Source organism: Atlanticothrix silvestris CENA357, assembly GCF_016056295.1.
In the GTDB taxonomy this organism is placed as follows: Bacteria; Cyanobacteriota; Cyanobacteriia; order Cyanobacteriales; family Nostocaceae; genus Atlanticothrix; species Atlanticothrix silvestris.
Genome location: NZ_JAECZB010000092.1, coordinates 161,722 through 184,146, shown reverse-complemented (window position 1 = coordinate 184,146; position 22,425 = coordinate 161,722). Strand labels below are relative to the sequence as shown.

Genomic DNA, 22,425 nt, shown 5'->3' with positions numbered 1-22,425 from the left:
ATTGCTCACAAGGGGTATGGTTTTTTATATCAATCCCTGTCGAAACTCCCGCAATTTTAGAAAATAATAAAGTAAGTCGAGTATCACAAAACTCACTTAATTTGCTCATTTCCTCTAGGAAAATATGACTCATCCTTTCCTTGAACGCCTGCATAGCCCAGAACGTCCAGTTATTGTCTTTGACGGGGCAATGGGAACTAATCTGCAAACACAAAACCTGACCGCTGAAGACTTTGGCGGCGCGCAGTATGAAGGTTGTAACGAATATTTAGTCCATACTAAACCCGAAGCGATCGCCAAGGTTCACCGGGACTTTCTCGCTGTGGGTGCAGATGTGATTGAAACGGATACTTTTGGCGCTACGTCAATTGTATTGGCAGAATATGACTTGGCAGATCAAGCATACTATCTCAGCAAAACAGCCGCCGAGTTGGCAAAGCGCGTGGCTGCGGAGTTTTCTACTCCAGAAAAACCCCGGTTTGTCGCTGGTTCGATGGGGCCGACTACTAAACTTCCTACCCTAGGACATATTGACTTTGACACAATGAAAGCATCTTTTGCTGAACAAGCAGAAGCGCTGTGGGATGGTGGTGTCGATTTATTTATTGTTGAGACTTGCCAAGATGTGCTGCAAATTAAAGCGGCGCTAAATGGCATTGAAGAAGTCTTTGCCAAAAAAGGCGATCGCCTGCCGTTGATGGTGTCTGTGACAATGGAAAGTATGGGCACAATGCTGGTAGGTTCAGAAATCAGCGCCGTACTCACAATTTTGGAGCCTTACCCAATTGATATTCTCGGTCTGAACTGCGCCACCGGGCCAGATTTGATGAAACCGCATATCAAGTATTTATCGAAACATTCGCCTTTTATCGTTTCTTGTGTTCCCAATGCGGGTTTACCTGAAAACGTTGGTGGTCAAGCTCACTACCGCCTGACACCGATGGAATTACGGATGTCGCTGATGCATTTTGTTGAAGATTTGGGTGTCCAAGTGATTGGGGGTTGCTGTGGGACACGTCCAGAACACATTCAACAATTGGCAGAAATTGCTAAAGAACTCAAACCAAAAGTCAGACAGCCTAGTTTAGAACCTGCGGCAGCATCAATTTACACCACTCAACCTTACGACCAGGATAATTCTTTCTTGATTGTCGGGGAACGTCTCAACGCCAGTGGTTCCAAGAAGTGCCGCGATTTGCTGAATGCGGAAGATTGGGATGGACTTGTCTCTATGGCTAGAGCGCAAGTCAAGGAAGGCGCACATATTCTTGATGTGAATGTGGACTATGTGGGGCGTGATGGCGTGCGTGATATGCACGAGTTGGTTTCCCGGATTGTTAATAATGTGACATTGCCTTTGATGCTCGACTCCACCGAATGGGAAAAGATGGAGGCGGGTTTAAAGGTAGCTGGTGGTAAGTGTTTGCTAAATTCTACCAACTACGAAGACGGGGAACCGCGCTTTTTGAAGGTGCTGGATTTGGCGAAAAAGTATGGTGCTGGTGTAGTTATTGGTACAATTGATGAAGAAGGCATGGCGCGGACAGCCGAAAGAAAGTTTGCGATCGCCCAACGCGCTTATCGTCAAGCGGTAGCTTATGGTATTCCAGCCACAGAAATATTTTTTGATACTCTAGCTTTACCAATTTCTACAGGGATTGAAGAGGACAGGGAAAACGGTAAAGCCACCATTGAAGCGATTCGGCGCATTCGTCAAGAATTGCCAGGATGTCATGTAATTTTGGGTGTATCCAATATTTCCTTTGGTTTGAACCCAGCAGCGCGAGTTGTGCTGAACTCGGTATTTTTGCACGAAGCGATGACGGCGGGAATGGATGCAGCCATTGTCAGTGCTAACAAGATTTTACCGCTATCGAAGATTGAGGCACAACACCAAGATATTTGTCGCCATTTAATTTATGATCAGCGAAGATTTGAAGGTGATGTCTGCGTTTATGATCCCTTGGGAGAGCTTACCACTTTATTTGAAGGGGTAACAACAAAACGCGATCGCTCTTTAGATGAAAGTTTACCCATCGAAGAACGTCTCAAGCGCCATATCATCGACGGCGAACGCATTGGTTTAGAAGAACATCTGACCAAAGCTTTAGAACAATATCCCCCGTTGCAAATTATCAACACCTTTCTGCTGGATGGGATGAAAGTTGTCGGGGAATTATTCGGTTCTGGACAAATGCAACTACCTTTTGTATTGCAATCTGCGGAAACTATGAAGGCGGCGGTTGCATATCTAGAACCGTTCATGGAAAAGTCTGAATCTGGCAATAATGCCAAAGGAACCTTTATCATTGCCACAGTGAAAGGTGATGTTCACGATATTGGTAAAAACTTAGTGGATATTATCTTGTCCAATAATGGCTACAAGGTAATTAACCTGGGAATTAAGCAGCCGGTGGAAAACATCATTCAAGCTTACGAACAGCACAAGGCTGATTGTATTGCCATGAGTGGTTTGCTGGTGAAATCCACTGCTTTCATGAAAGAAAATTTGGAAGCATTTAACGAAAAAGGAATTACCGTCCCGGTGATTTTAGGTGGTGCAGCACTAACTCCCAAGTTTGTGAATCAAGATTGTCAAAACACTTACAAGGGTAAAGTTATTTATGGCAGAGATGCTTTTTCTGACTTGCATTTCATGGATAAATTAATGCCAGCCAAGGCTGCGAGTAATTGGGATGATTTCCAAGGATTTTTGGATGAAGTCACCGAAACAGCAGAGTCAACAAATGGTCATAAAGAATTAGTTAAAACTGCTGAAGAAAAAGCGCCTGCTGAATCAAGAGAAATAGATACAAGGCGTTCTGAGGCTGTGGCTTTAGATATTAAACGTCCTACGCCGCCTTTTTGGGGAACACAGTTGTTACAGCCTAGTGATATTCCTATTGAGGAAGTATTCTGGTATTTGGATTTGCAAGCTTTGATTGCTGGACAGTGGCAATTCCGCAAGCCGAAGGAGCAATCAAAGGAAGAATATCAGGCTTTTTTGGATGAGAAGGTGTATCCTGTTTTAGAAACTTGGAAGCAGCGGGTGATTGAGGAGAATTTGTTGCATCCGCAGGTGATTTATGGATATTTTCCTTGTCAGTCTGAGGGTAATACGTTGTATGTTTATGATGCGAACCGCCAAGATGCCAAGAACGCCAAGGAAATAGCGAAGTTTGAGTTTCCTCGGCAAAGGTCGTCAAAGAGGCTGTGTATTGCTGACTTTTTTGCAACTAAGGAGTCGGGGGTAATTGATGTCTTCCCGATGCAGGCGGTGACTGTGGGGGATATCGCTACGGAGTTTGCCCAAAAGCTGTTTGCTGATAATCAATACACTGATTACTTGTATTTCCACGGTCTGGCGGTGCAGGTAGCGGAAGCACTAGCTGAGTGGACACACGCTAGGATTCGTCGGGAGTTGGGTTTTGGAAGTGATGAACCAGATAATATTCGGGATGTTTTGGCACAGCGATATAATGGCTCGCGGTATAGTTTTGGCTATCCGGCTTGTCCAAATATCCAGGATCAGTACAAGCAACTGGAATTATTGGGGAGCGATCGCATTAACCTATATATGGATGAAAGTGAGCAACTTTATCCAGAACAATCAACAACGGCGATTATTGCCTATCACCCAGTAGCGAAGTACTTCAGCGCCTAATCGAAAAAGCAGGGGAGCAGGGAGCAGGGGAGTAAGAATTTTCCTAGTCCCTAGCCCCTAGTCCCTAGCCCTGATTAAGCAAAGAAAAAATTGCTTTGGGTTAGTGTGGTAGTATCAAAGCCAGTTAAAACCCCTAGGGTTTGATTGCCTAAGTTAATCTCATTGCCAGAAAAGGTCAACTGATTAAACGATGTCACGCCAAGCAAGACGATTGTATCCCTTTGATCCAAGTTAAAGTCGCTAATGGTATCCGTACCTGCTCCTTTACCAAGAACAAAGAAATCTCTACCTGAACCACCAATGAGGCGATCGTTACCTTTACCTCCATTAAGTAAATCGTTACCTCTACGACCCCACAGTATGTCATCACCTGAACCACCAATTAGCATATCGTTACCATTTCCACCTCTAATTTCTTGACCAGGGTTAGAAGTAGGTGCTGGTGCTGGTGTTGGTGCTGGCTTAGATGCTGAATTTGGTATCTTAGTCGCAAGGTTCGTATCATCACTACCAAAGTTTTGAACCCAATAATTTTTCTCAAAACCAACACCAAGCTGAGTAAATCGGGGATTGAGAATATTAGCTCGGTGTCCTGGGCTATTCATCCAAGCCTTTACCACTTCTTCTGGTGTTTTTTGACCAGCAGCGATATTCTCTCCCATTGTTTGAGCTTCAAAACCAACAGCTTTGGCTCTATCCCACGGTTTTGAACCATCTGGGCCTGTATGACTAAAGTAGTTACGTTCTGCCATCAACTCTGCATATTTGTCAGCAGAATAGTTGAGTTCGCTATTGGCTTTGAGCGCTGAAAGACCGTTTTTAGCTCGTTCTTGATTAGTTAGTTGCAGGACTTGTTCTTCAAATGTTGCCATGAGTTTATTCTCGTAAAGATTTGTTTACATGCGCTCAAGCGGGATAAGAATAGGCCCTACAATTCTTAGTTATAAAGAGCAAAGTTGAGCTGAAATAAATAGGGAAAAGCAAAGCTGTATCAAAGTGGCTTAAAGCTCGCTATTCTTGGTGTTTTGACAAATTAGTCGTTCGAGAAAACCAAGGGCGTGTAGGCGTAGCCCGCGCTCTCTACGAGACGTTGCGCGTTAAGCGTAGCTATGCCGCAAGCTTGACGGCATACTTCGACTGCGCTCAGCACAAGAAGCTCAGTGACCATCGTAGACATTGCCAAGACTAATTTGCTGTCAGACCAAGGAAGTTAACACGCTTGCAACTATATTCTTAACCCTTACCTTGATGAGCTGACAGTAGAAAAAATGCCTGAATTAAGCTTTTTACTGCTTAGGTTTTTACCGCTTTATTGTTGGCCTGATTGGCTTTTGTAAATAGCTTTCTCAAAACTGAAGCCATCGTAAAGTATTTGATTTTCATAAGACAAAACCTCAAAAAAATTTAACTGCTAGACATTTTTTATCAACATGCCTAGCAAATTTGTAAGGGAACACTAGAAAAGACTCTAGGCGAAAAAAATTAAATCGGGGAATTTTAGCAAATATAATTCAACTTTCTACATGTTTGTTTACTAATTCAAGTCTTTTTATCAAGGAATATACTGCTAAATATAGTTGACAAAATAGAATATATATTAATATGTAATTTTCTCTGTACACTAATAAATATTTCAACTAAATCTGTAAGGATTCCTACACCGAAATCGGGAACTTCGGTATCGTGAGGAATTGCCGGGGAATTTGAGTGCGTCCCTCAACCAATCCAAAACGCAGTCTTGTGAGAGAGAGACAGCGCACTAATCCCCAATTCCTTAGTACACTACATATAGCTTTGTACTCCGTTGGATTAGTTGTACTTTTGTGGTCTAAGGTAGATTACTTACAGTACCGCCAGATCTTTGAAACAACGGCGAGTTAACTCTATTCGAGCAGATTGATCTTTCTGGTTACGAATGTCGATATTAGTACTGAAAAAGTAAACATTCTTGCCCTTCTCTAAGTAACCCACATACCATCCAATTTCAGGTTTTACGTTGTCCGTAAATCCAACCCAGCCTGTTTTACCTCTGATTGTGTAGTCTGGAGTCTGCTCCATCACCATAATGTCTTTGACAATAGAGAGCGATCGCTTGGAGAAAGGTAAGTCGTTATTGTAGAGACGACGGAGAAATTGAATTTGTTCTTGAGGTGTAATTCGCAGTTCTCCCTCTAACCAAAATTTATCAATATCATCTTTATTACCAATTTTTTGGTTGCCGTATCCAGCTTGAGCCACCCATTTTTGCATTCGCTCATGTCCCACTCGACGAGCTATAACTTGGTAAAACCAAACGGCAGAAAGCTTGAATGCCTCTCTCATATTCAAGTCTCGGTTCCACTCAGGAATGCTTCTTTGAATGCCGTCCCACGTTAGAACCGCAATTTCATCTGAAATTACCCCCGTTTCTAGAGCTATTAAGGAATTGAGAATCTTAAATGTCGATGCAGGTAAAAAAGCGGTTACATTACGTTGTGGATTGTGTTGAAAAAAGCGATCGCGGTTCAAATCATAGATCAAAATCGAACCTTCAACGCCTAGTTCTCGAAAATGCCGCCCAAAATCTGTGTTTTGAGCAGTATTTACGCGGTTTGGAAGCTCAATTGCTGATGTTGGCATTGATGCTGATTGCATTGTCTCAAAGACGATAGAGATAATACAACTCAACACAACGAGAACAATAATTTTAAAGCGAACTATTCGGTTCATAAGCTTCCGTTAAGGATGGAGGATTAAATAACATCCAGAATTTGTAGGTTGAGTGGAACGATCACTCCACCCAACAATTTAGAGGATGTTGGTTTACTCTGCGGGAAGGCTGCACCTACGTAGCCTCAAACACCACTTCACTTAATTTAGAGATTTCTTAAAAACTCGATAAGTAGCCTGTTGACTTCGATTGGGCGTTCTTGCTGAATCCAATGACCAGCACCTGGAAGCAATACCTTCTGCTTGAGATTGGGTACGTTCTGCTCTAGGGTGTCGAATGCTTCACGGTACATCGTAATTACCCCATCTGTCTCTCCCGCCACAAATAGCGCTGGTTGGTGCAGCTTTGCGCCACTGAGGAACGGTGTTAATTCCCACATTCTATCTATATTTCGATACCAGTTTAACCCTCCTCGGAAACCTGTCCGCTGAAACTCAGAGGTGAAAAAGTCGATATCTTGGTCTGTTAACCAAGCGGGAAGTTGATCCGGTACTGAACTCGTGTCTAGTGGCTTCTCTGACTTGTTGAACAAAAAGCGCCAACGCTTTGATGGTGGTGGATCTCCCGAAGCAACGTAGAGCATTGTACGTATAGTTGCGCGAACATCTGACTCTAAATCCGCTTCCGCTTTACCCGGTTCTTGAAAGTACAATTGATAAAACTCTTGCTCACCTGCCATTAGTTTCATCGCTTCTGTCGGTCTTATATCTTCCCAAGAACGAGGCCTATAAGGTACACTGAGCAGGGTAATAGCGCGGAATATATCTGGACGCAGCAAGGCGCAATGCCAAGCTACAGCTGCACCCCAATCGTGTCCAACAATGAAGGCTTGTTCTTCGCCCAAAGCATCAACCAGACCAACGATATCGCCGACTAGTTGAAAAATATTGTATGCCTCAATTGGTTCTGGTTGATCAGTCTGTCCATAGCCGCGTTGGTCTGGTGCAACTGCGTGGAATCCTGCTTCAGCCAGTGCCGATAACTGATATCGCCAAGAATACCAACATTCTGGAAAGCCGTGACACAAGACAACCAAGGGCCCCTGTCCCTGTTCGGCAATATGCATTTTGATGTTGTTGGTTTCGACGAAACGGTGAGTTACTGAAGTCATGTTTCCTCAATTCCTTTTCTAGGGTAGAAGCAACTGTAACAATTTTGACAGATATTGCTACCGCTGAAACTCAACTAATAAGGTTATACCATTTCACGCAAAATCTGATACAGATGTAAAGCCTGAAAGCTTTGCTGTATCTAAGTTCTTTAATTGCGAATTGCGATCTTCGCAGCGTAAAGCCTGCGGCATAGCTACGCTTAGAGCGACGAAGGAGCGTCATTGCGAATTGCGAATTGGTATTACACCTTTTTTTCAGTAACTAAAGTGAGACTAGTCCATTCGCCTTTATCGTTATAGTTGCGAACCATTCGTTGGCGCAGGTTAGGCTGGATTAACCATCCCACCTCTAAAAATAAGGGTTGACGTAACTGTACCTGCAATGGAGAAGTTACAGAAGCGCCGTCGGGTAGCAATAATACTTGTATCTGTTTTTGCGGATCTTGATCAAAGTGGATGATGGAGCCTTTAACAGTAGCGGTCGAAGTAATTTGATGTTCGCCAAAACTCAAACTTTGACTTAAGCGTCCAGTACCGTCCAATTGTAATTTGAGAATTGTAGAGTAAGTATCAGGCGAATCTCCCTTGGAGACGCTTCGCGATCGCAAATCTGGATATATTGTTATTGCTTCGCCTTGCCATTCTCCTAACAAGTCATCGATTTGTAAGGGTGGGGTTTCTGGCGTTGGGGTTCCAGCTAAGTGTTCGCGAATTAAGGTGAATTTGTCTAGTTGACCATTTTGATCAAACAATTGCACTAGACGTAAGCGGCGATTTTCATAAATTAAACCAAATTCTGCTCCAAACTCAGTAAAGGGTGCTAGCTGAATTGAACCTTGAGAAAATGCCCCATTTTCAAAAAATAGGAGACTTCCTCCCACAGAGCTATATTCTAAAACCATGTCAGCTTGCCCTGAACGGCAGAGATTCAGGCGCACTGTCTGGTTGTTGTTCAACCCTTCTAAGGTCAGACGGCTAGGAATATCTTTGAGAAACGTACCTTGAGGTGAAAAACTGGTAAATGAACCTTCCCATACACCGAGATTTTGCAAAAAACATTCCCACTGCGATTTCATAACTTTTGTCCTTTATCCATACCCAATACTTCGCTCAATTAAAAATGAAATTGATTCGATTTCATTTTTAATTTTTAATTCCTGAAAGGATGCCCTATACCTAACCTTTAGCAAAACGCCGAACAGCAAATAAGCTTCCCATTAATCCTACCGCTGCACCGAAACTTAAGAGAATAAACGGCAACAATAAGATTTGTGTGGTGCTAAGTTGAATACCATTACTAATAAATTGGATAAATTCTGGCTGATTGGCTAACAATTTACCGATAAACTGTTGAATTACCGAAATAAAACTCCAAGCGATCGCACCGCCAACTAAGCCAAAGGCAATGCCTTGTAAAATGAATGGCAGGTAAATCCACGCTGAAGTTGCTCCTACCAGTTGCATAATTTCAATTTCTCGACGACGCGCCATGACAATCAAGCGAATTGTGGTAGTTGTTACCGCGATCGCAGTTAAAGTCAAAATAATTGTAATTGTTAAAGTAATCCAGTTTAAACCTTGGTGCAGTTGCGCGATGCGTTTTACTGCTTCATCTACATACTGCACCGTCTCCACTCCTCGTAACTTAGCTAGTTGCGTCGCTAAAGTTGGCACAACTTGAGAATTTCTGGCTTTTACCTTCATTTCATCAACTAAAGGATTTTCCCCTAACTGCTGGGTAGCACCATCAATATCTGCAATTCCCAATTCCTTAACTAACTTAGTCCAAGCTTGCTCTTTGGTAATTGTTTGTATCGCCACTACTTCTGGCATTTGCGCCACAAAAGGCTCAATACTTTGGGCTGATGTACCTGGATCGAAATAAACAGAAACTTCTAGCTGGCTACCGAACTGATTGAGGAGTTTTTCTACTTGCCAGGAAGTTTGCAAACTCAAGCCGAATAAAAATAGTAATACCGTAACAGTACTCACAGCTGCCCAATTCATCCAACCTCCGCGCAGTAAACCGAGGAAAGTTTCTTTGAGCAAGTAGTCAAGTTTTGTGAGAAATTTAAACACACATCACCCCAATATCTAAAATTGGCTTTGCATCCAAGTGCAAGATCACCTCAACCTTTATACTCGACAGCGCAAAACTTGGAGAATAAAAACTCCACGCCCCTTGCGCTTTAGCGGTGTTAAACCAGATAAAAAACAACTGACCACACTTCGACAAGCTCAGTGCATCGCTGACCACTGACTACTGACGAGATTGATAGAATGAGATTAGTAGGAATTTTCACAATCTAGCCATCAAGAACCATGCCCCCTGAAATTGCTGTAGAGAAGAAAAAATTAAAAAATCCCCCGTTAGAACTGCACTATCTAGGCGATCGCGTGCTACGTCAAGCAGCAAAACGCGTTAACAAAGTTGATGATGAACTTCGTCAACTGATACGCGAAATGCTACAAACAATGTACAGCAAGGATGGCATTGGTTTGGCTGCTCCTCAAGTGGCAATTCAAAAACAACTAATTGTCATCGACTGCGAACCCGATAACGCCGCTAATCCGCCACTGGTATTAATCAACCCCACAATTAAACAAGTGAGCAAGGAAGTTTGCGTTGCTCAAGAAGGCTGTTTGAGCATTCCCAATGTTTATATTGATGTCAAGCGTCCCGAAGTCGTAGAAATTGCCTATAAAGATGAATATGGTCGTCCCCGGACATTAAAGGCTAATGACTTGCTAAGCCGCTGTATTCAGCACGAGATGGATCACCTCAATGGGGTGGTTTTTGTAGACCGCGTGGAAAACTCCTTGACTTTGGCGCAGGAGTTATCTAAAAATGGCTTCTCGTACCAGGCAGTGAAACCAGTAGCATAGGGGACTAGTAGTGTATTTAACTCCAAAAAGCGGTTTGTTTTTAGGTGGTGCTTGTATAACTGCGATCGCAGCTGTCGGTTCGATTTTTGAACTGAGTTACGGACAACCAGATTTAGGCGTTCTTACAACTGCAATTATCTTAGGATTGAGCATTCCACTCACAGGATTATTTTTCTTTGCCGCAGTTAGTGACGCACGGGCTAACATGAAGTAAGCATCAGGTACATAAAAAAGGTAAAAGGATGAAGTAAAAAGGCAAAATTCATTCTTTTACCTTTTATTTTTTCTGTGCTTTTTCTACAGCCCCTAAAGCTTTCAAGGTAGCTTTTTGCGCTTTTGTTAAACCGATAGAGCCTGTAATGTCCATGTCCTTATATGGTTTGTAGATGTTGAAGATTTTCCAACACTTACCAGTGTCTACGTTCCATAACCTCACCGTTTCATCTTCACCGCCACTAGCAATAATTCGACCATCAGGACTGAAGACAACTGACCATATCCTCTTGGTGTGTCCTTGCAGTGTTTTTAAGCATTTACCAGTGCTTACATCCCAGATTTTTACAGCATTATCATCACCAGCACTGGCTAAAATGTCACTGGCTTGATCTTGCTCATTGGTAATTGTACAACCTTGAGGACTAAAAGCTACTGTTCGGACTTTATCGGTGTGTTCCTTCAAAGCAGGTTCCACAGGTTCTAGGCGTTCCTCGGTACTAGCCTTCCATAATCTCACTGTATGATCTTCACTAGCACTGGCTAAAATTTGACCATTTGGACTAAAAGCTACTGACCTTACCCAATTACTGTGTCCTTCTAAAGATTCCAAGGGTTCATCTGTGTTAACCCGCCACAATTTAACTGTACGATCTTCACTGGCACCAGCTAAAATTTGACCATCTGGACTAAAGGCCACAAACCATATTCGATTGGTGTCTCCTGACAAAGTTTTGAAGCATTTGCCAGTATTCACATGCCATAACTTGACTGTTTGATCGTCACTAGCACTGGCTAAAATTTGACCATCTGGACTGAAAGCTATTGACCATACCCAGTTACTGTGTTTCTTCAAAATTTTGAAACAGATACCAGTATTGGTATTCCATAACCTAATAGTTTGGTCATCACTAGCACTGGCTAAAATTTGACCATCGGGACTGAAAGCTACTGAGCGCACCCCATTTGTATGACCCTTTAAAGTTTTGAGGCACTTACCACTTTCTACGTCCCACAACCTAACTATGTGGTCATCACTAGCGCTGGCTAAAATTTTACCATCAGGATGAAAAGCTACTGACCATACCCAATTGGTATAACCTTTTAAAGTTCGCAAGCATCTACCAGTATCGCTATCCCATAACTTTACTGTTTGGTCATCGCTGGTACTGGCAATTGTGTGACCATGAGGACTGAAAGCGACTGACCAGATTCTGTCTGTATGACCTTGCAGAGTTTTCAAACACTTACCAGTGTTTACATTCCATAGTCTAACTGTTTGGTCATCACTGCCACTAACTAGGATATCCCCTTCGAGATTATAATCTACTGACCATACCCAATTAGTATGACCTGTCAAAGTTTTGAGGCACTTACCAGTTTCCGCATCCCATAACTTCACTGTTTTATCATCACTGGCACTGGCGATCGCCTGACCTTGAGGACTGAAAGCTACTGACCAGATTCTATCTGTGTGCCCTAAGAGAGTTTTGAGGCATTCACCGCTATGAACATCCCAGATTTTTGCAGTTTTATCTTTACTGCCACTGACTAAAGTTATCCCATTAGGACTGAAAGCTACTGACCGTACCCCATTAATGTGACCCGCCAAAGTTTTGAGGCATTCACCGCTGTGGATATCCCAGATTTTCACGGTTTGGTCTTCACTAGCACTGGCAATTATGTTACCTTGAGAACTAAAATCGACTGACCAAATTCTATCTGTGTGCTCTAGTAGCGTTTTGAGACATTCACCACTGCGGACATCCCAAATTTTTATGGTTTGGTCTTCAGAGCCACTAACTAACGTTGTACCATCGGCACTAAAAGCAACTGACCATACTTTGTTAGTGTGTGCTTGATAGAGCAAAAGCTGTTGACCATTGACAACTCGCCACAAGCGAATCTCACCGTTAGCATCTCCTGTAGCTAAAAGTTTTCCATCTCGACTAAATGCTACTGATAAAACTGTGGCAAAGTTCTTGGCAAAGACAGACCGCGTCAGATCACTGTGAGCAAAACTGACTTGATGCAAATTTACATTCTGGAGATAAGCTTGCCTAACAGCTAAATTTGAGAAGTCATAACCTGTCAAATCAGTCTGTAATTGAGACAATAGACTAATAACATTACTGGCAGCATATCCTGGTTTGACAATTACTTTGCCTCGCAGGGGTTCAAGAATATGAGTTAGTTTGTCTTCAATATTAGTTTGAGTTCTCAAAAGATTTCGTAATCTTTCAATAATTGGCTGGAGAATGAGGCGAATTTGAATATCTCTGACATAATCTTTGACAGTGGCTCCCATCAGAGCATGACTCATGAATAGCGCAATTTTATCTGTAGTAATTTCTCGACAAATCTGTTCAATGATGGATTCTGTAATGTACTCCATAACTACAGGTTGCAAGGTAAACAAAGCATCACTTTTTTCAATGAGGCTTCGCCTACGTAGAGACTCCAGTGCTTCTAATAATTCCCTTTTAGTCAAGGGATTCATAAAATCCTCTAGCAATTCTTCTAGCGACACTGGCTCACGCTTAATTGCCAACCAATAAATGATTTCTTTTTCTAGCTCTGTGGTGCGCTCAAATTGCTGGTCTAATAAATTACGGGTGTCACCAAAAATTATCTCTCCAGCATCTAAAAAGGCAGCAATATCACCACTAAATAATTCTCGAATTGTCTCAGCAACTAACTTTAAGGCTAAAGGATTACCTGAATAATTCTTCACCAGTTTTGACCAGTTTTGCTGTGAACCAAATAAGCTTTTATCTTTAAGAATCTCTTGTCCTTCTGCTTCTCCCACACCAGTTAATGATATTGTTCTGACTGGTGATGTTTCGCCTTCTAAAGGTGCAAATTCTTTCGGTTTTTCACGACTAGTAATTACTAAGCAGCTTTGATGAGGTTCTTCTCCTATCCGTCTGAGTAGTTGACCATAATCTTCATATCCTTCTTTGTAATATCCGGCGCGAGTCTGCTGCGAAGAAGCTACACTAGCTCCTCCTTGCATAATTGTCTCTGCATTATCCAATACCAACAGACAACGATGTTTTCGTAAATAATTAATCAGTAACGTAATTTTTGCATCTATGGTTTCCGGTAAATGTATTCCCCGTTCGTCAGAGAAAAATCGAATCAGATTAGCTAACATCTCTTGAATAGGAGGAGCATTGCGGAGAGTTCGCCAAATAAAGTAATCAAAATTAGCTTGAACTTCGTCTGCTAACTTCACCGACAAGGTAGTTTTGCCAATTCCTCCCATGCCTAATAGTGCTACTAATCGACAGCGCTCCTCGACAATCCATTGCTTAAGTTTAGATAGTTCTGCTTCTCTGCCATAGAAGCTACTACGAATACTAGGCGCTTCGCCCCAATCTTGCCGGTTGGGGACACTCGGTTTTGCAGGCTGCGAAGATGCTTGATATGCGCTTTCAATAACTTGTTGTAACTTAGTGAGCTTACCTGGCCCACCGCCGCTAACTTGGAATTTTTTGTAAACCTCACTTAATCTTTTGCGTACTGCCTCTGCACTAATACCCAATTCTTGGGCGATCGCATTTGGTGCTTTACCCTCAACGGCAGGCAAAAATACCTCTAGCTCACTACTAGATAAACACCGTTCTTCGGCTAATGCCAAAATAAAATTTTGAGCGATCGCACTCATGCACACACCAGAACTAACGACAACACTCATATTAGCTCACTTTGTGAGAAATTAATCTGCCAAAAGTGACGATTTGACTACTGTCCAGCAAGTGAAATGACAATGGTAAATCGTCGTATTCTGACTTTTTTTAACAATTTCTTCGGTATTACCTTGACGAAGTAACTTAGTTACCTTATAGTGAGTTTAACATAAGTTTTTAGGTAACTTAGTAAGTATGCTATTACCTTAAAACAACTTTGTGTGTGAGTGAGAGCTAAAGGCTGGAATAGAAAATTTCAGCAATTTCAAGAAAGGCAGTTATTCAAATTTCCTGGTTGGAATTGTTCATAAGCTAATGCGCCTACATATTTCACTTTTTCGTGAAGACTGTCATTGGTCATTTGTCCTTTGTGTGTAAACACAAATGAGAAATGACAAAGGACAACTCTTACAAGCATTGAACGCCTAGCCTTGATTTCTGAATCACGCTTCCAATTCATCTACAAATTCTAGATCACCATTGTTGGTATTCAAATTTTCAAACTTGACAAAAGTTTGCTCAGACTGCTGCGTGCCTTAACCAAGTAGGAGCATCACCATAAATATTTGCTCCAAACTTTAGGGTAGTTGATGGTGCGCTTGCACTTTAGATTCAACCCTCACAACAGGATAAAAATGATGAAAACCAATCTCAAAAATAGACAAAACCGACTTCTGAAGTGGGTAGCCAAGGGACTCAAGTACTTTCTCTTAGCTTTGCTTGGTTGTGCGATCGCTTTTGTTGTATCTCACGTTTTCAACGCTGTCTTAATAATTAAGATACTGCAATCCCCAGAACTATGGACATTGTTTTTGAGGATTGCAGTCTTTTTATTTTGTCTGTTTGTGATCGCCATGATGATCGAGTCTTGGGGTTAACTTTTGCCCCACTCATCAGCAGAAAGGTTGCTATTAGACACTCATGACGAATTGTAGTCAGTTACCTGTGGCTAACTTGCACTTAGCCACAGGTTTCTCATTCACTAGGAGATTATATCATGCCAAAGCATAACAGTAACGGCTTCAAAGGAGAAACACTGTCGCCAATTTTAGTTATTTTAATCGCAGGGTCAATCTCTTTAGCAATCGTAAATAAAGACAATCATCCCGCCTATTTTGACATTGTGAAAATAGCGATGGTTTATAGCTTCGGCTCTAGTAAGTCTAACGAGAAGACAAGACAGTTCCCTAACCAAGATGAGCAAGATAAAGACTAGTTGAGATAGCAAATCTGGAGACTATCTGTGAATATGGTACAAAATACATACTTTTCATAGTAGACCGATTACCCAACAGCTAACCCCCATGCTTAAAGTTGGGTAATCGGTCTTATCAGACGCGATTTATCGCGTCTTTACATGAGGCTTTTTGGCGTTACTGTCTTATATTTTTGCGATCGCTTCTAAAATAGAATCATGGTCTCAACTCCAACTCAACTATTACGACTGTCTCAAGGACATCTCAATTTACTAGCAACTTGTCCGCGTAAATTCCAACATACCTACTTAGAAAAACTTCATTCCCCGTCAGACCCTGAACATGAGGAACGGCAAACTTTAGGTAGTCGCTTTCACTTGCTCATGCAGCAGCAAGAAATGGGTCTGCCAATTGATAATTTTTTAGCAACGGATACTCAATTGCAAACCTGGATGGCGGCTTTTGCTAATGCTGCACCAGAAATTTTAACACCTGTAACCGATAACCAAACTTTCCGTGAAAGCGAACACTACCGTACCTTACAAGTTCAAGATTATTTGTTGATAGTTGTCTATGATTTATTAATTGCCAATCACCAACAGGCGCAAATTCTCGACTGGAAAACTTATCCTCAACCACCAAATAAACGCAACTTAGAGCAAAACTGGCAAACACGTCTTTATTTGTATGTGTTAGCTGAAACGAGTGAATATTTACCAGAAAATATTTCGATGACTTACTGGTTTGTGCAATCGCAAGGCAAACCAAAAAATACTAAATTTAATTACAATACTCGCCAGCATCAAGAAACAGCAAATGAACTTAATCAACTGTTGAGCCAGTTAACTCATTGGCTAGAAGCTTACCAACACAACGAGCAATTTCCGCAAGAAGCGGTGGGTAGTAAAGCTTGTGATTATTGCCAGTTTGCCACGCGGTGCGATCGCACACAAGCTACTGAAGAAATAAAAGATTTGTTGCCTAGTCTTGACAACATCCAAGAAGTATCAATTTAATGTTTGATAAATATTGGTTTGGTTAGCTTTTTATTCTAGCGATCGCACTTACCAACTTAAATTTTAGTAGATGAGTGCGATCGCATAGTTTTTAATTACATCCCAATTCTACGCACTTTTAGCATTTTCTTTGGCTGTTTCCTCTGCAACCGCTTTCAAACGGCTCAGGGTACTTCTACGGATGCGATCGCTTTTACGAACACCACCAGCCATTTCATACTCACGGCTGTCTTTACCGTATTTTACCGCAACTGCCAGCAGCATTTTTTCAGACAAGGCACTCAAATTTTTTTCTAGCTGTTCAATATCAGTTCTCGAAGCATCAATCACAGCCAAGGCAGTGTTATGAGTATCAAGTTTAGCATTTAACTGCTCAATTTGTTGTATCATATTTTGCAAGCTGTTATTATCGCCAAAATCTATATTTGGATCAATAGCTTTAAGTCCAGAAGCTCTGAGTTGAGCTTTTGCAAGAACGCGAGATGTACGTTTTGCGCGAGGCATAGATTTACTCCTGTAACGGTTATAGTGTTAGCTTGTCTCAAACAAGCTGTAATCTGGCTCAGGGTAAATCACAAAAATTAGTGTTTTAATTAACAAAGTATTTTCTAAAAAAGTATGTAATTATGCTTAAGCTACTAGTAGTTGCAACTCACCAAGGAAAACGCAACTATTAACCGTCTATGAAAACATCTCAGCACATAAAATCAACATGCTGATCACAAATAGTTGATGTTTTCTATGTATGAAGTGGCGTTAATAAGAAACTCTGCGTCGTTCGTCGCAAATTAGTTAAGGTTCTCTATGTATGAGGTGGCGTTAATAAGAAACTCTACGTCGTTCGTCACAAATTAGTTAAGGTTCTCTATGTATGAGGTAGCGTTAATAAAAAACCTTACGTCGTTCGTCACAAATTAGTTAAGGTTCTCCATGTATTAGGTAGTGTTAGTAATGAAAGGTAATTTTGCGTAGACGCAATGCGGCTAACTGGTACATAAACTACTCACCAACAATTTTAAGTGCTGACTCTATAACTTCTGTACTGACTCTAAAACCAATCTGAACCAGTTGTTCAAAAATCGGTCTAGCGGCTTCTACCTTACCTTCTTGCTTCGCAAGTAAAATCACACCCAGAGTTCCCCGTACAGGAATCCCTAAAGCAAGTGCAGCAGTTTTTGCGGCGCGATCATCTAAAATTGCTTCATAACCAGGATTGTTATATATCCAGGTAAGAACATGACTCTCTCCCAAACCAAGACCCCATGCAGCAATCACTGGATCAACTTGTTCTAAATTTTGAATATAGCTAGTTCCTGTATTCAAAATCCAGAGTTTTGTAGGGTCATTATCTGGGGCAATACAGATTTCTTGAACAACACCGCTAGGAATGACAACCTTATTACAGAGTTCAAAGAGCAAATGAACCTGATTAATCTTAGTAAGTACAATCAATGGAGAAGCATTCACAACCCATCGTCTAGTCACGCGCTAACTCCTGGGCTAATTCTTCGGGAGTCACTTGAAAAGGTGAAACATTATAACGATAAAGTGCTTCTAGAAATTGATGGCGACTAACTCCAGCAATTTCAGCAGCCTTAGATTGGGAAACCGTACCAACTTCATACCACTTGACAGCCGCCGCTAAACGCATCTCTTGAACAAACGTCTCTGGGTTACTGCGGAGTGCTGAAAATACGTCATTGGGAAGTTCGATACTAATTTGTATAGTCATAAATTCAGTTAAATCGGCAGCTCGTTTTTAGGCTAAGGCTAACATTACTTTTACTCAATACACAATGTTGATGGTGATGTTGGTAAAGAAAGCTGATGGATGCGTAGACGCAATGCGGCTTGTCGTAGACATCGCCATTACCATAATGAATACATGGGTATCTAGTAAAGCTCTCATTACATCTGATGTGAATTAAAACCTTGTAATAATGATATTGAGCGTGAAATAATGGGAAGAATAAGTTTTGGCAACTATTACCGATATCGGCACACTAATTAACCATAACCCAGAAATACATGGGGATTGCCCGATTATTGCTGGTACAGGGGTGACAGTCCGGCGTATAGCTATTTGGTATAAACAAGGTTACAGTGTAGAAGAAATTGCCGAGCAAATTAATCATCTAAGTTTAGCGCAGGTTTATGCAGCTTTAATTTATTATCATGCGAACCGTGAGGACATTGATGCTGATATTGCAGCCGAAGCAGCCGAAGCTGAGAGATTGGAGAAACTGCATCAGACTGAAAAACTTTCATGAGTCAAATTCGATTGTACATGGATGAAGATTCTACGGCACGTTCTTTAGTTATGGCTCTACAAAATCTTGGATTGAGGAATAATTTTCAATGAGTATGCGATCGCCTAGCATTTTTACGGAATTTAGACTAAAAAGCTTGTATTATCTCACATAAGCTTCCACACCCCAAACGGTCGGCAATGGAATTAAATCTGCGCTTCCCAGAGAATAACCAAGTCATTGTAATTTGTTGATTATTTAGACATTGACAAAACCTTAGACCCGGCTGCGGCTAAGATTTGGAAAACATATAACATCTTGGCAGATATTGCCGACAAGCAAAGCGACACCACCCAAGCTAAAGAATATCGTCGCCAAGCAAGGCAAGCAAAAGCGGCGTTTGGGGGGACACAGTATGAGTTGCGGCAACATGGGCAGTGGATTGCACAGGTAGTAGATGCTGTGGATAATGCAGAAATCAGGGAACAGCTAGAAATTGAGATGGAGAATCTTGCAGGAGATTTGCCAAATTTCGTTGCTGCCATCCGTCGTATCTTAGCCGGTGAGCGAGATGAGAATATACTGTGCGAGCAGTTAGATTTGGAAGATTCTATGATTATCTACGCTATCCTGCGGGGTATTGCTGACCCTCAATCCCTTGAGGCGTTGTTGGGAGAGTGATAATACCAATTCAAAATTCAAAATTAAGAAAGTGATTCTTAGTTGGATGCAAGACAAAATTATATCGTCGCCTGTAGGGGCATCGGCACTGCCGTGCCCTTAAGAGTGTGTGGACTTAACCGATAATCACTATCATGTTTGCGACATATCAATTATTCTAGAGGGCAAGAGGGCAAGGCATTGCTGTCGTATTCTTTTTTCAAATTGGTATAAGGTGCGTTAGCCTACGGCATAACTGGACTCTTAAAACTTTTACTCTTTGCGCCTCCGCGTCTTTGCGTGATGCAAAATTCATTTATTCTCCACTTCTGAAGAATAATCTTTACAAAACGCTTTCAACCCAATATGAATAACAATCACCGTCACGGCGACAGCTAAAGGAGATAGCACATCTCCTGAAAAACCCATTGTTACCAACACTGCACCAAGCGTTCCACAGCATCCTTATTATCCAAATCGCCCCATTTCTTCCACTGCTGATTCAGCATTCCCCCTTCTTGGCATAAATCACTTTTGGCGGCTCGTCCAAATCTCTGCAAAAAACTCTTAGACTTTTCTTGTGTAAGTTTTGTAATTGCTTCGGTTTGTTTTACCAGCATTTTTTCAGCCGACGTTTCATCGTCTCCTTGTTTTTGCCTTGAATCTGGGGCATCGCGCAGTTCGGTTAACTGGCGGTCAATTTCGGCAGAAAGGGCAGTAATTTCTTCGGGGCTAAAGATGCTGTTCATTACTGAATTGTTTAATAATGTTTGGCGATCGCTGGTTATTTTTACAATTCAATTTACAATATCATTGACGGCAATCTACCCACCAGTCAAAAAACCAAACTCTGATTTCACATTCCACCGCTTACCGTCGTGTAATAGCAGTGTTAAGTTGTCAGCAAGAAATTCAAAATGTAACTGTCGATTGGCAAACTCTGGCCAAGCAGCTTTAAAGTTTTGTCGAGTTAAATCCCGAAACGCAACTGTTAGATGGGGAGCAAAAGGACGCGTTTGAGAAACTCGATCAAAAATACTCAATTTACTTTCTGTATGCGCCATTAAATTAGCTTGTAAATTCAGAAGCTCCTCACTTCTAATGACATTAATATAAATGACACGGGGTGCAAAGGCTGCATAACCGCTAAGTGTAATTGGTACTGACTGTTGATTAATGGCAAACTCTTTTAAAGATGCTTCTAACAGTGGCAAATCTGCATCTGCCCATTCAAAGGGTGGTTGCAAGGTAATGTGAGGCGGAGATTTTTGGGCTGCACGACTGCCATAGTTATCAGCAAAGTATTGTTTAACTTCGCTGGCATACTCTTGAATATGCCGAGGCGGTAAAAGAGCAATAAAAAAACGGCTCATTTTATTTAAATCAGTGAACAGTAAACAGTAAACAGTTATCACGGCGTTGGTGAGGGATTTAAACCAGTAAACAGTTATCAAATAGCTTTTGACTGGTAACTGATAACTGTTAAAGGCTATTAGTTTATTTTGAGCAGCGATCGCCTCGAAAATATACAACTATCATTTACAATACAAAAATTTTAAGAGGTTGCCAGCACAATGCCCTGGTTTGTCAAAATTGAAACAGGTACAGTCGATAAACCTACCTTTGACCAATACGTACCCGCCCATAAAGCTTACGTTAAAGAGTTGATTGCTAAAGGACACAAAGCACGAACAGGATATTGGGCGCAGTTGGGAGGAGGCATGTTGCTATTTGAGGCAACCTCAATGGACGAAGCCCAAGCAATTGTCGCTGCTGACCCATTGGTAAAAAACGGCTGCGTTGACTATCAGCTTTACGAATGGAAAATTGTAGTCGAATAACACACACTTACTGACTTTTGGTGTTATGCTTTTAGAAGACCTGGATCTATGCGACTTCAACGCCCAAACTTTGTCAGAACCGGAAGGTAGCAGCAATACGGGATGCTTGTGGTAGGCGTAGTCTCCGGGTCGCCCTATTTGTAGGAGCTTTCAGCAGCAATGGCTGGTTTTGGTGATATTGTTCAAAAAGCTTTTTACCTCGGTGTCGGCTTAGCTTCTTACGCAGGTGAGAAAGCTGGGGGAAAATTAGCAGAACTGCGATCGCAAGTCCAAAAGCTGGCAGACGAAATGGTCGCAAAGGGCGAAATGAACACAGAAGAAGCCCGCCGCTTCGTCGAAGACATGATGAAGCAAGCTCAACAGCCACAACCAGCCAGTGAAACCCCAGATAAAACACCTTCTTCTGAACCTCGCCGCATCGAAATCTTAGAGGAAGATGAAGAGCCAACTGCGAAACAAGCCCCAACTGAGAATGTGGATAATTTGCGTCAGCAAGTGCTAGAACTGCAAGAAGAGTTAAAAAAACTGCAAAACGATTAAGTCAAAAAGCAACTTTTTAGCTTGAGCGATCATACTAAGTAACGCTTTGGCATGACGTTATGACCAAAGGTATTATAATATAAATTGCCTAGGGTGTACTTAGAGTGCTTCACGCCGGGCAGAATTAAGGGCGTAAAGTTTATGGAACAATGGCAGAAAGATTTAACAGAAATCATAGAAACAGTTGCAGATGAAGTAGAGCTATTCTTCCTAGGAATGAGTGAAATGGTAGATGCCTTTTTTGATCTGACGGAAGAAATTACTGAGCAAGTACACAGTACATTTATCACTGAAGTTGATCAGTATTTACAAGATTTAGCCGAACCGATTTTTTCGGAAGCTTACTGGGATCTAGAAGACATTATGTCCGATTTAGATCCTGGGTTTCCTTATGAAGTTGAACCCACACGCGAACAAAATTCTGCTTGCATAGGTTGCAACAACTACCACGGTCAAGTGTATGGCGGTAACTTGTTAGTTTGTGCCATGCATCCTCACGGATGGGACGATGAAAGTTGTCCAGACTGGGAACGGGAGTAGAGAGCAGAGGGGCAGAGGAGCAGAGGAAGCAAGAAAAATAACAACTGACAACACTTCAACAAGCTCAGTGCATCACTAACAACTAACAACTAACAACTGACAACTGA

At 41.8% G+C, this 22,425-nt stretch carries 22 protein-coding genes and 1 other RNA gene; 12 read left to right on the top strand and 11 right to left on the bottom strand.

From position 1 onward, the window contains the following. Window positions 1–124: 124 nt before the first annotated feature. Window positions 125–3,664, top strand: coding sequence for a methionine synthase (metH, locus tag I8751_RS23055; RefSeq protein WP_214441423.1), 3,540 nt, complete (start codon window positions 125–127; stop codon window positions 3,662–3,664). Between the two features lie 74 nt (window positions 3,665–3,738). On the opposite strand, the gene I8751_RS23050 is transcribed toward metH, so the two are convergent. The 5 genes from I8751_RS23050 to I8751_RS23030 form a co-directional block, all read right to left on the bottom strand. Further along, window positions 3,739–4,536 carry a CAP domain-containing protein gene (locus I8751_RS23050; RefSeq protein WP_214441422.1) on the bottom strand — a complete coding sequence of 266 codons (798 nt, stop codon included), beginning with the start codon at window positions 4,534–4,536 and terminating at the stop codon, window positions 3,739–3,741. Between the two features lie 970 nt (window positions 4,537–5,506). After that, window positions 5,507–6,373 carry a class D beta-lactamase gene (gene blaOXA, locus I8751_RS23045; RefSeq protein ID WP_214441421.1) on the bottom strand — a complete coding sequence of 289 codons (867 nt, stop codon included), beginning with the start codon at window positions 6,371–6,373 and terminating at the stop codon, window positions 5,507–5,509. Between the two features lie 146 nt (window positions 6,374–6,519). Then, complete coding sequence (locus I8751_RS23040) at window positions 6,520–7,485, bottom strand: alpha/beta fold hydrolase (RefSeq protein WP_214441420.1); 966 nt, start codon at window positions 7,483–7,485, stop codon at window positions 6,520–6,522. 242 nt (window positions 7,486–7,727) lie between these two features. Next, entirely contained in the window at window positions 7,728–8,561 is an 834-nt protein-coding gene (locus tag I8751_RS23035; RefSeq protein WP_214441419.1) for a DUF3598 family protein, read from the bottom strand. 100 nt (window positions 8,562–8,661) lie between these two features. Next, entirely contained in the window at window positions 8,662–9,564 is a 903-nt protein-coding gene (locus tag I8751_RS23030; RefSeq protein ID WP_214441418.1) for a cell division protein FtsX, read from the bottom strand. A gap of 243 nt (window positions 9,565–9,807) precedes the next feature. On the opposite strand from I8751_RS23030, the gene def reads away from it, so the two are divergent. Together def and I8751_RS23020 are read left to right on the top strand one after the other, a co-directional pair. Continuing rightward, window positions 9,808–10,371 carry a peptide deformylase gene (def, locus tag I8751_RS23025; protein WP_214441417.1) on the top strand — a complete coding sequence of 188 codons (564 nt, stop codon included), beginning with the start codon at window positions 9,808–9,810 and terminating at the stop codon, window positions 10,369–10,371. A gap of 10 nt (window positions 10,372–10,381) precedes the next feature. Next, window positions 10,382–10,585: a hypothetical protein gene (locus I8751_RS23020; protein ID WP_214441416.1), complete on the top strand. Its 204-nt coding sequence runs from the start codon at window positions 10,382–10,384 to the stop codon at window positions 10,583–10,585. A 63-nt stretch (window positions 10,586–10,648) separates the two neighbouring features. Here the strand turns inward: I8751_RS23020 and I8751_RS23015 are convergent, their stop codons facing one another. Then, complete coding sequence (locus I8751_RS23015) at window positions 10,649–14,284, bottom strand: WD40 domain-containing protein (RefSeq protein WP_225894338.1); 3,636 nt, start codon at window positions 14,282–14,284, stop codon at window positions 10,649–10,651. A gap of 627 nt (window positions 14,285–14,911) precedes the next feature. Between I8751_RS23015 and I8751_RS23010 the strand changes: the two genes are divergently transcribed. The 3 genes from I8751_RS23010 to I8751_RS23000 all read left to right on the top strand — a co-directional run bounded on the left by I8751_RS23010 (window position 14,912) and on the right by I8751_RS23000 (window position 16,488). Continuing rightward, the gene (locus I8751_RS23010) at window positions 14,912–15,154 is read left to right on the top strand and encodes a hypothetical protein (protein WP_225894337.1); all 243 of its coding nucleotides are present in this window, start codon (window positions 14,912–14,914) and stop codon (window positions 15,152–15,154) included. A 119-nt stretch (window positions 15,155–15,273) separates the two neighbouring features. Then, window positions 15,274–15,492, top strand: a complete 219-nt coding sequence (locus I8751_RS23005) for a hypothetical protein (RefSeq protein ID WP_214441415.1) — start codon at window positions 15,274–15,276, stop codon at window positions 15,490–15,492. 198 nt (window positions 15,493–15,690) lie between these two features. Further along, window positions 15,691–16,488, top strand: coding sequence for a PD-(D/E)XK nuclease family protein (locus tag I8751_RS23000; RefSeq protein ID WP_214441414.1), 798 nt, complete (start codon window positions 15,691–15,693; stop codon window positions 16,486–16,488). A 108-nt stretch (window positions 16,489–16,596) separates the two neighbouring features. On the opposite strand, the gene I8751_RS22995 is transcribed toward I8751_RS23000, so the two are convergent. From I8751_RS22995 to I8751_RS22985, 3 genes are all read right to left on the bottom strand, one after another. Beyond that, window positions 16,597–16,992, bottom strand: coding sequence for a hypothetical protein (locus I8751_RS22995; protein WP_214441413.1), 396 nt, complete (start codon window positions 16,990–16,992; stop codon window positions 16,597–16,599). 495 nt (window positions 16,993–17,487) lie between these two features. After that, window positions 17,488–17,973, bottom strand: a complete 486-nt coding sequence (locus I8751_RS22990) for a DUF3368 domain-containing protein (protein WP_214441412.1) — start codon at window positions 17,971–17,973, stop codon at window positions 17,488–17,490. Next, window positions 17,966–18,220, bottom strand: a complete 255-nt coding sequence (locus tag I8751_RS22985; RefSeq protein WP_214441411.1) for a UPF0175 family protein — start codon at window positions 18,218–18,220, stop codon at window positions 17,966–17,968. The genes I8751_RS22990 and I8751_RS22985 overlap by 8 nt, the downstream gene beginning before the upstream one ends. Before the next feature lie 244 nt (window positions 18,221–18,464). Here I8751_RS22985 and I8751_RS22980 point away from each other — a divergent pair, with 244 nt between their 5' ends. Continuing rightward, window positions 18,465–18,758: a DUF433 domain-containing protein gene (locus tag I8751_RS22980; protein WP_214441410.1), complete on the top strand. Its 294-nt coding sequence runs from the start codon at window positions 18,465–18,467 to the stop codon at window positions 18,756–18,758. A 297-nt stretch (window positions 18,759–19,055) separates the two neighbouring features. Further along, window positions 19,056–19,418: a hypothetical protein gene (locus I8751_RS22975; RefSeq protein ID WP_214441409.1), complete on the top strand. Its 363-nt coding sequence runs from the start codon at window positions 19,056–19,058 to the stop codon at window positions 19,416–19,418. A 410-nt stretch (window positions 19,419–19,828) separates the two neighbouring features. On the opposite strand, the gene I8751_RS22970 is transcribed toward I8751_RS22975, so the two are convergent. Continuing rightward, a complete protein-coding gene (locus I8751_RS22970; RefSeq protein WP_214441408.1) occupies window positions 19,829–20,146 on the bottom strand; it encodes a hypothetical protein in 318 nt (105 codons plus the stop codon). Between the two features lie 75 nt (window positions 20,147–20,221). Further along, window positions 20,222–20,770 carry a 2'-5' RNA ligase family protein gene (locus tag I8751_RS22965; RefSeq protein ID WP_214441487.1) on the bottom strand — a complete coding sequence of 183 codons (549 nt, stop codon included), beginning with the start codon at window positions 20,768–20,770 and terminating at the stop codon, window positions 20,222–20,224. A gap of 201 nt (window positions 20,771–20,971) precedes the next feature. Between I8751_RS22965 and I8751_RS22960 the strand changes: the two genes are divergently transcribed. From I8751_RS22960 to I8751_RS22945, 4 genes are all read left to right on the top strand, one after another. Further along, window positions 20,972–21,238: a YciI family protein gene (locus tag I8751_RS22960; RefSeq protein WP_214441407.1), complete on the top strand. Its 267-nt coding sequence runs from the start codon at window positions 20,972–20,974 to the stop codon at window positions 21,236–21,238. 37 nt (window positions 21,239–21,275) lie between these two features. Beyond that, an RNA gene (gene ffs / locus I8751_RS22955) (signal recognition particle sRNA small type) lies at window positions 21,276–21,372 on the top strand. 25 nt (window positions 21,373–21,397) lie between these two features. Further along, window positions 21,398–21,778, top strand: coding sequence for a phasin family protein (locus I8751_RS22950; RefSeq protein WP_214441406.1), 381 nt, complete (start codon window positions 21,398–21,400; stop codon window positions 21,776–21,778). 141 nt (window positions 21,779–21,919) lie between these two features. Next, window positions 21,920–22,318, top strand: a complete 399-nt coding sequence (locus I8751_RS22945) for a hypothetical protein (RefSeq protein ID WP_214441405.1) — start codon at window positions 21,920–21,922, stop codon at window positions 22,316–22,318. Window positions 22,319–22,425 lie beyond the last annotated feature (107 nt).

What these genes read in the sequence shown, in the direction of transcription:
- metH (WP_214441423.1), top strand. Translation starts at nt 125, where the DNA reads ATGACTCATCCTTTCCTTGAACGCCTGCATAGCCCAGAACGTCCAGTT.
- I8751_RS23050 (WP_214441422.1), bottom strand. Translation starts at nt 4,536, where the DNA reads ATGGCAACATTTGAAGAACAAGTCCTGCAACTAACTAATCAAGAACGA.
- blaOXA (WP_214441421.1), bottom strand. Translation starts at nt 6,373, where the DNA reads ATGAACCGAATAGTTCGCTTTAAAATTATTGTTCTCGTTGTGTTGAGT.
- I8751_RS23040 (WP_214441420.1), bottom strand. Translation starts at nt 7,485, where the DNA reads ATGACTTCAGTAACTCACCGTTTCGTCGAAACCAACAACATCAAAATG.
- I8751_RS23035 (WP_214441419.1), bottom strand. Translation starts at nt 8,561, where the DNA reads ATGAAATCGCAGTGGGAATGTTTTTTGCAAAATCTCGGTGTATGGGAA.
- def (WP_214441417.1), top strand. Translation starts at nt 9,808, where the DNA reads ATGCCCCCTGAAATTGCTGTAGAGAAGAAAAAATTAAAAAATCCCCCG.
- I8751_RS23015 (WP_225894338.1), bottom strand. Translation starts at nt 14,284, where the DNA reads ATGAGTGTTGTCGTTAGTTCTGGTGTGTGCATGAGTGCGATCGCTCAA.
- I8751_RS23010 (WP_225894337.1), top strand. Translation starts at nt 14,912, where the DNA reads ATGATGAAAACCAATCTCAAAAATAGACAAAACCGACTTCTGAAGTGG.
- I8751_RS23005 (WP_214441415.1), top strand. Translation starts at nt 15,274, where the DNA reads ATGCCAAAGCATAACAGTAACGGCTTCAAAGGAGAAACACTGTCGCCA.
- I8751_RS23000 (WP_214441414.1), top strand. Translation starts at nt 15,691, where the DNA reads ATGGTCTCAACTCCAACTCAACTATTACGACTGTCTCAAGGACATCTC.
- I8751_RS22995 (WP_214441413.1), bottom strand. Translation starts at nt 16,992, where the DNA reads ATGCCTCGCGCAAAACGTACATCTCGCGTTCTTGCAAAAGCTCAACTC.
- I8751_RS22985 (WP_214441411.1), bottom strand. Translation starts at nt 18,220, where the DNA reads ATGACTATACAAATTAGTATCGAACTTCCCAATGACGTATTTTCAGCA.
- I8751_RS22970 (WP_214441408.1), bottom strand. Translation starts at nt 20,146, where the DNA reads ATGAACAGCATCTTTAGCCCCGAAGAAATTACTGCCCTTTCTGCCGAA.
- I8751_RS22965 (WP_214441487.1), bottom strand. Translation starts at nt 20,770, where the DNA reads ATGAGCCGTTTTTTTATTGCTCTTTTACCGCCTCGGCATATTCAAGAG.
- I8751_RS22960 (WP_214441407.1), top strand. Translation starts at nt 20,972, where the DNA reads ATGCCCTGGTTTGTCAAAATTGAAACAGGTACAGTCGATAAACCTACC.
- I8751_RS22950 (WP_214441406.1), top strand. Translation starts at nt 21,398, where the DNA reads ATGGCTGGTTTTGGTGATATTGTTCAAAAAGCTTTTTACCTCGGTGTC.
- I8751_RS22945 (WP_214441405.1), top strand. Translation starts at nt 21,920, where the DNA reads ATGGAACAATGGCAGAAAGATTTAACAGAAATCATAGAAACAGTTGCA.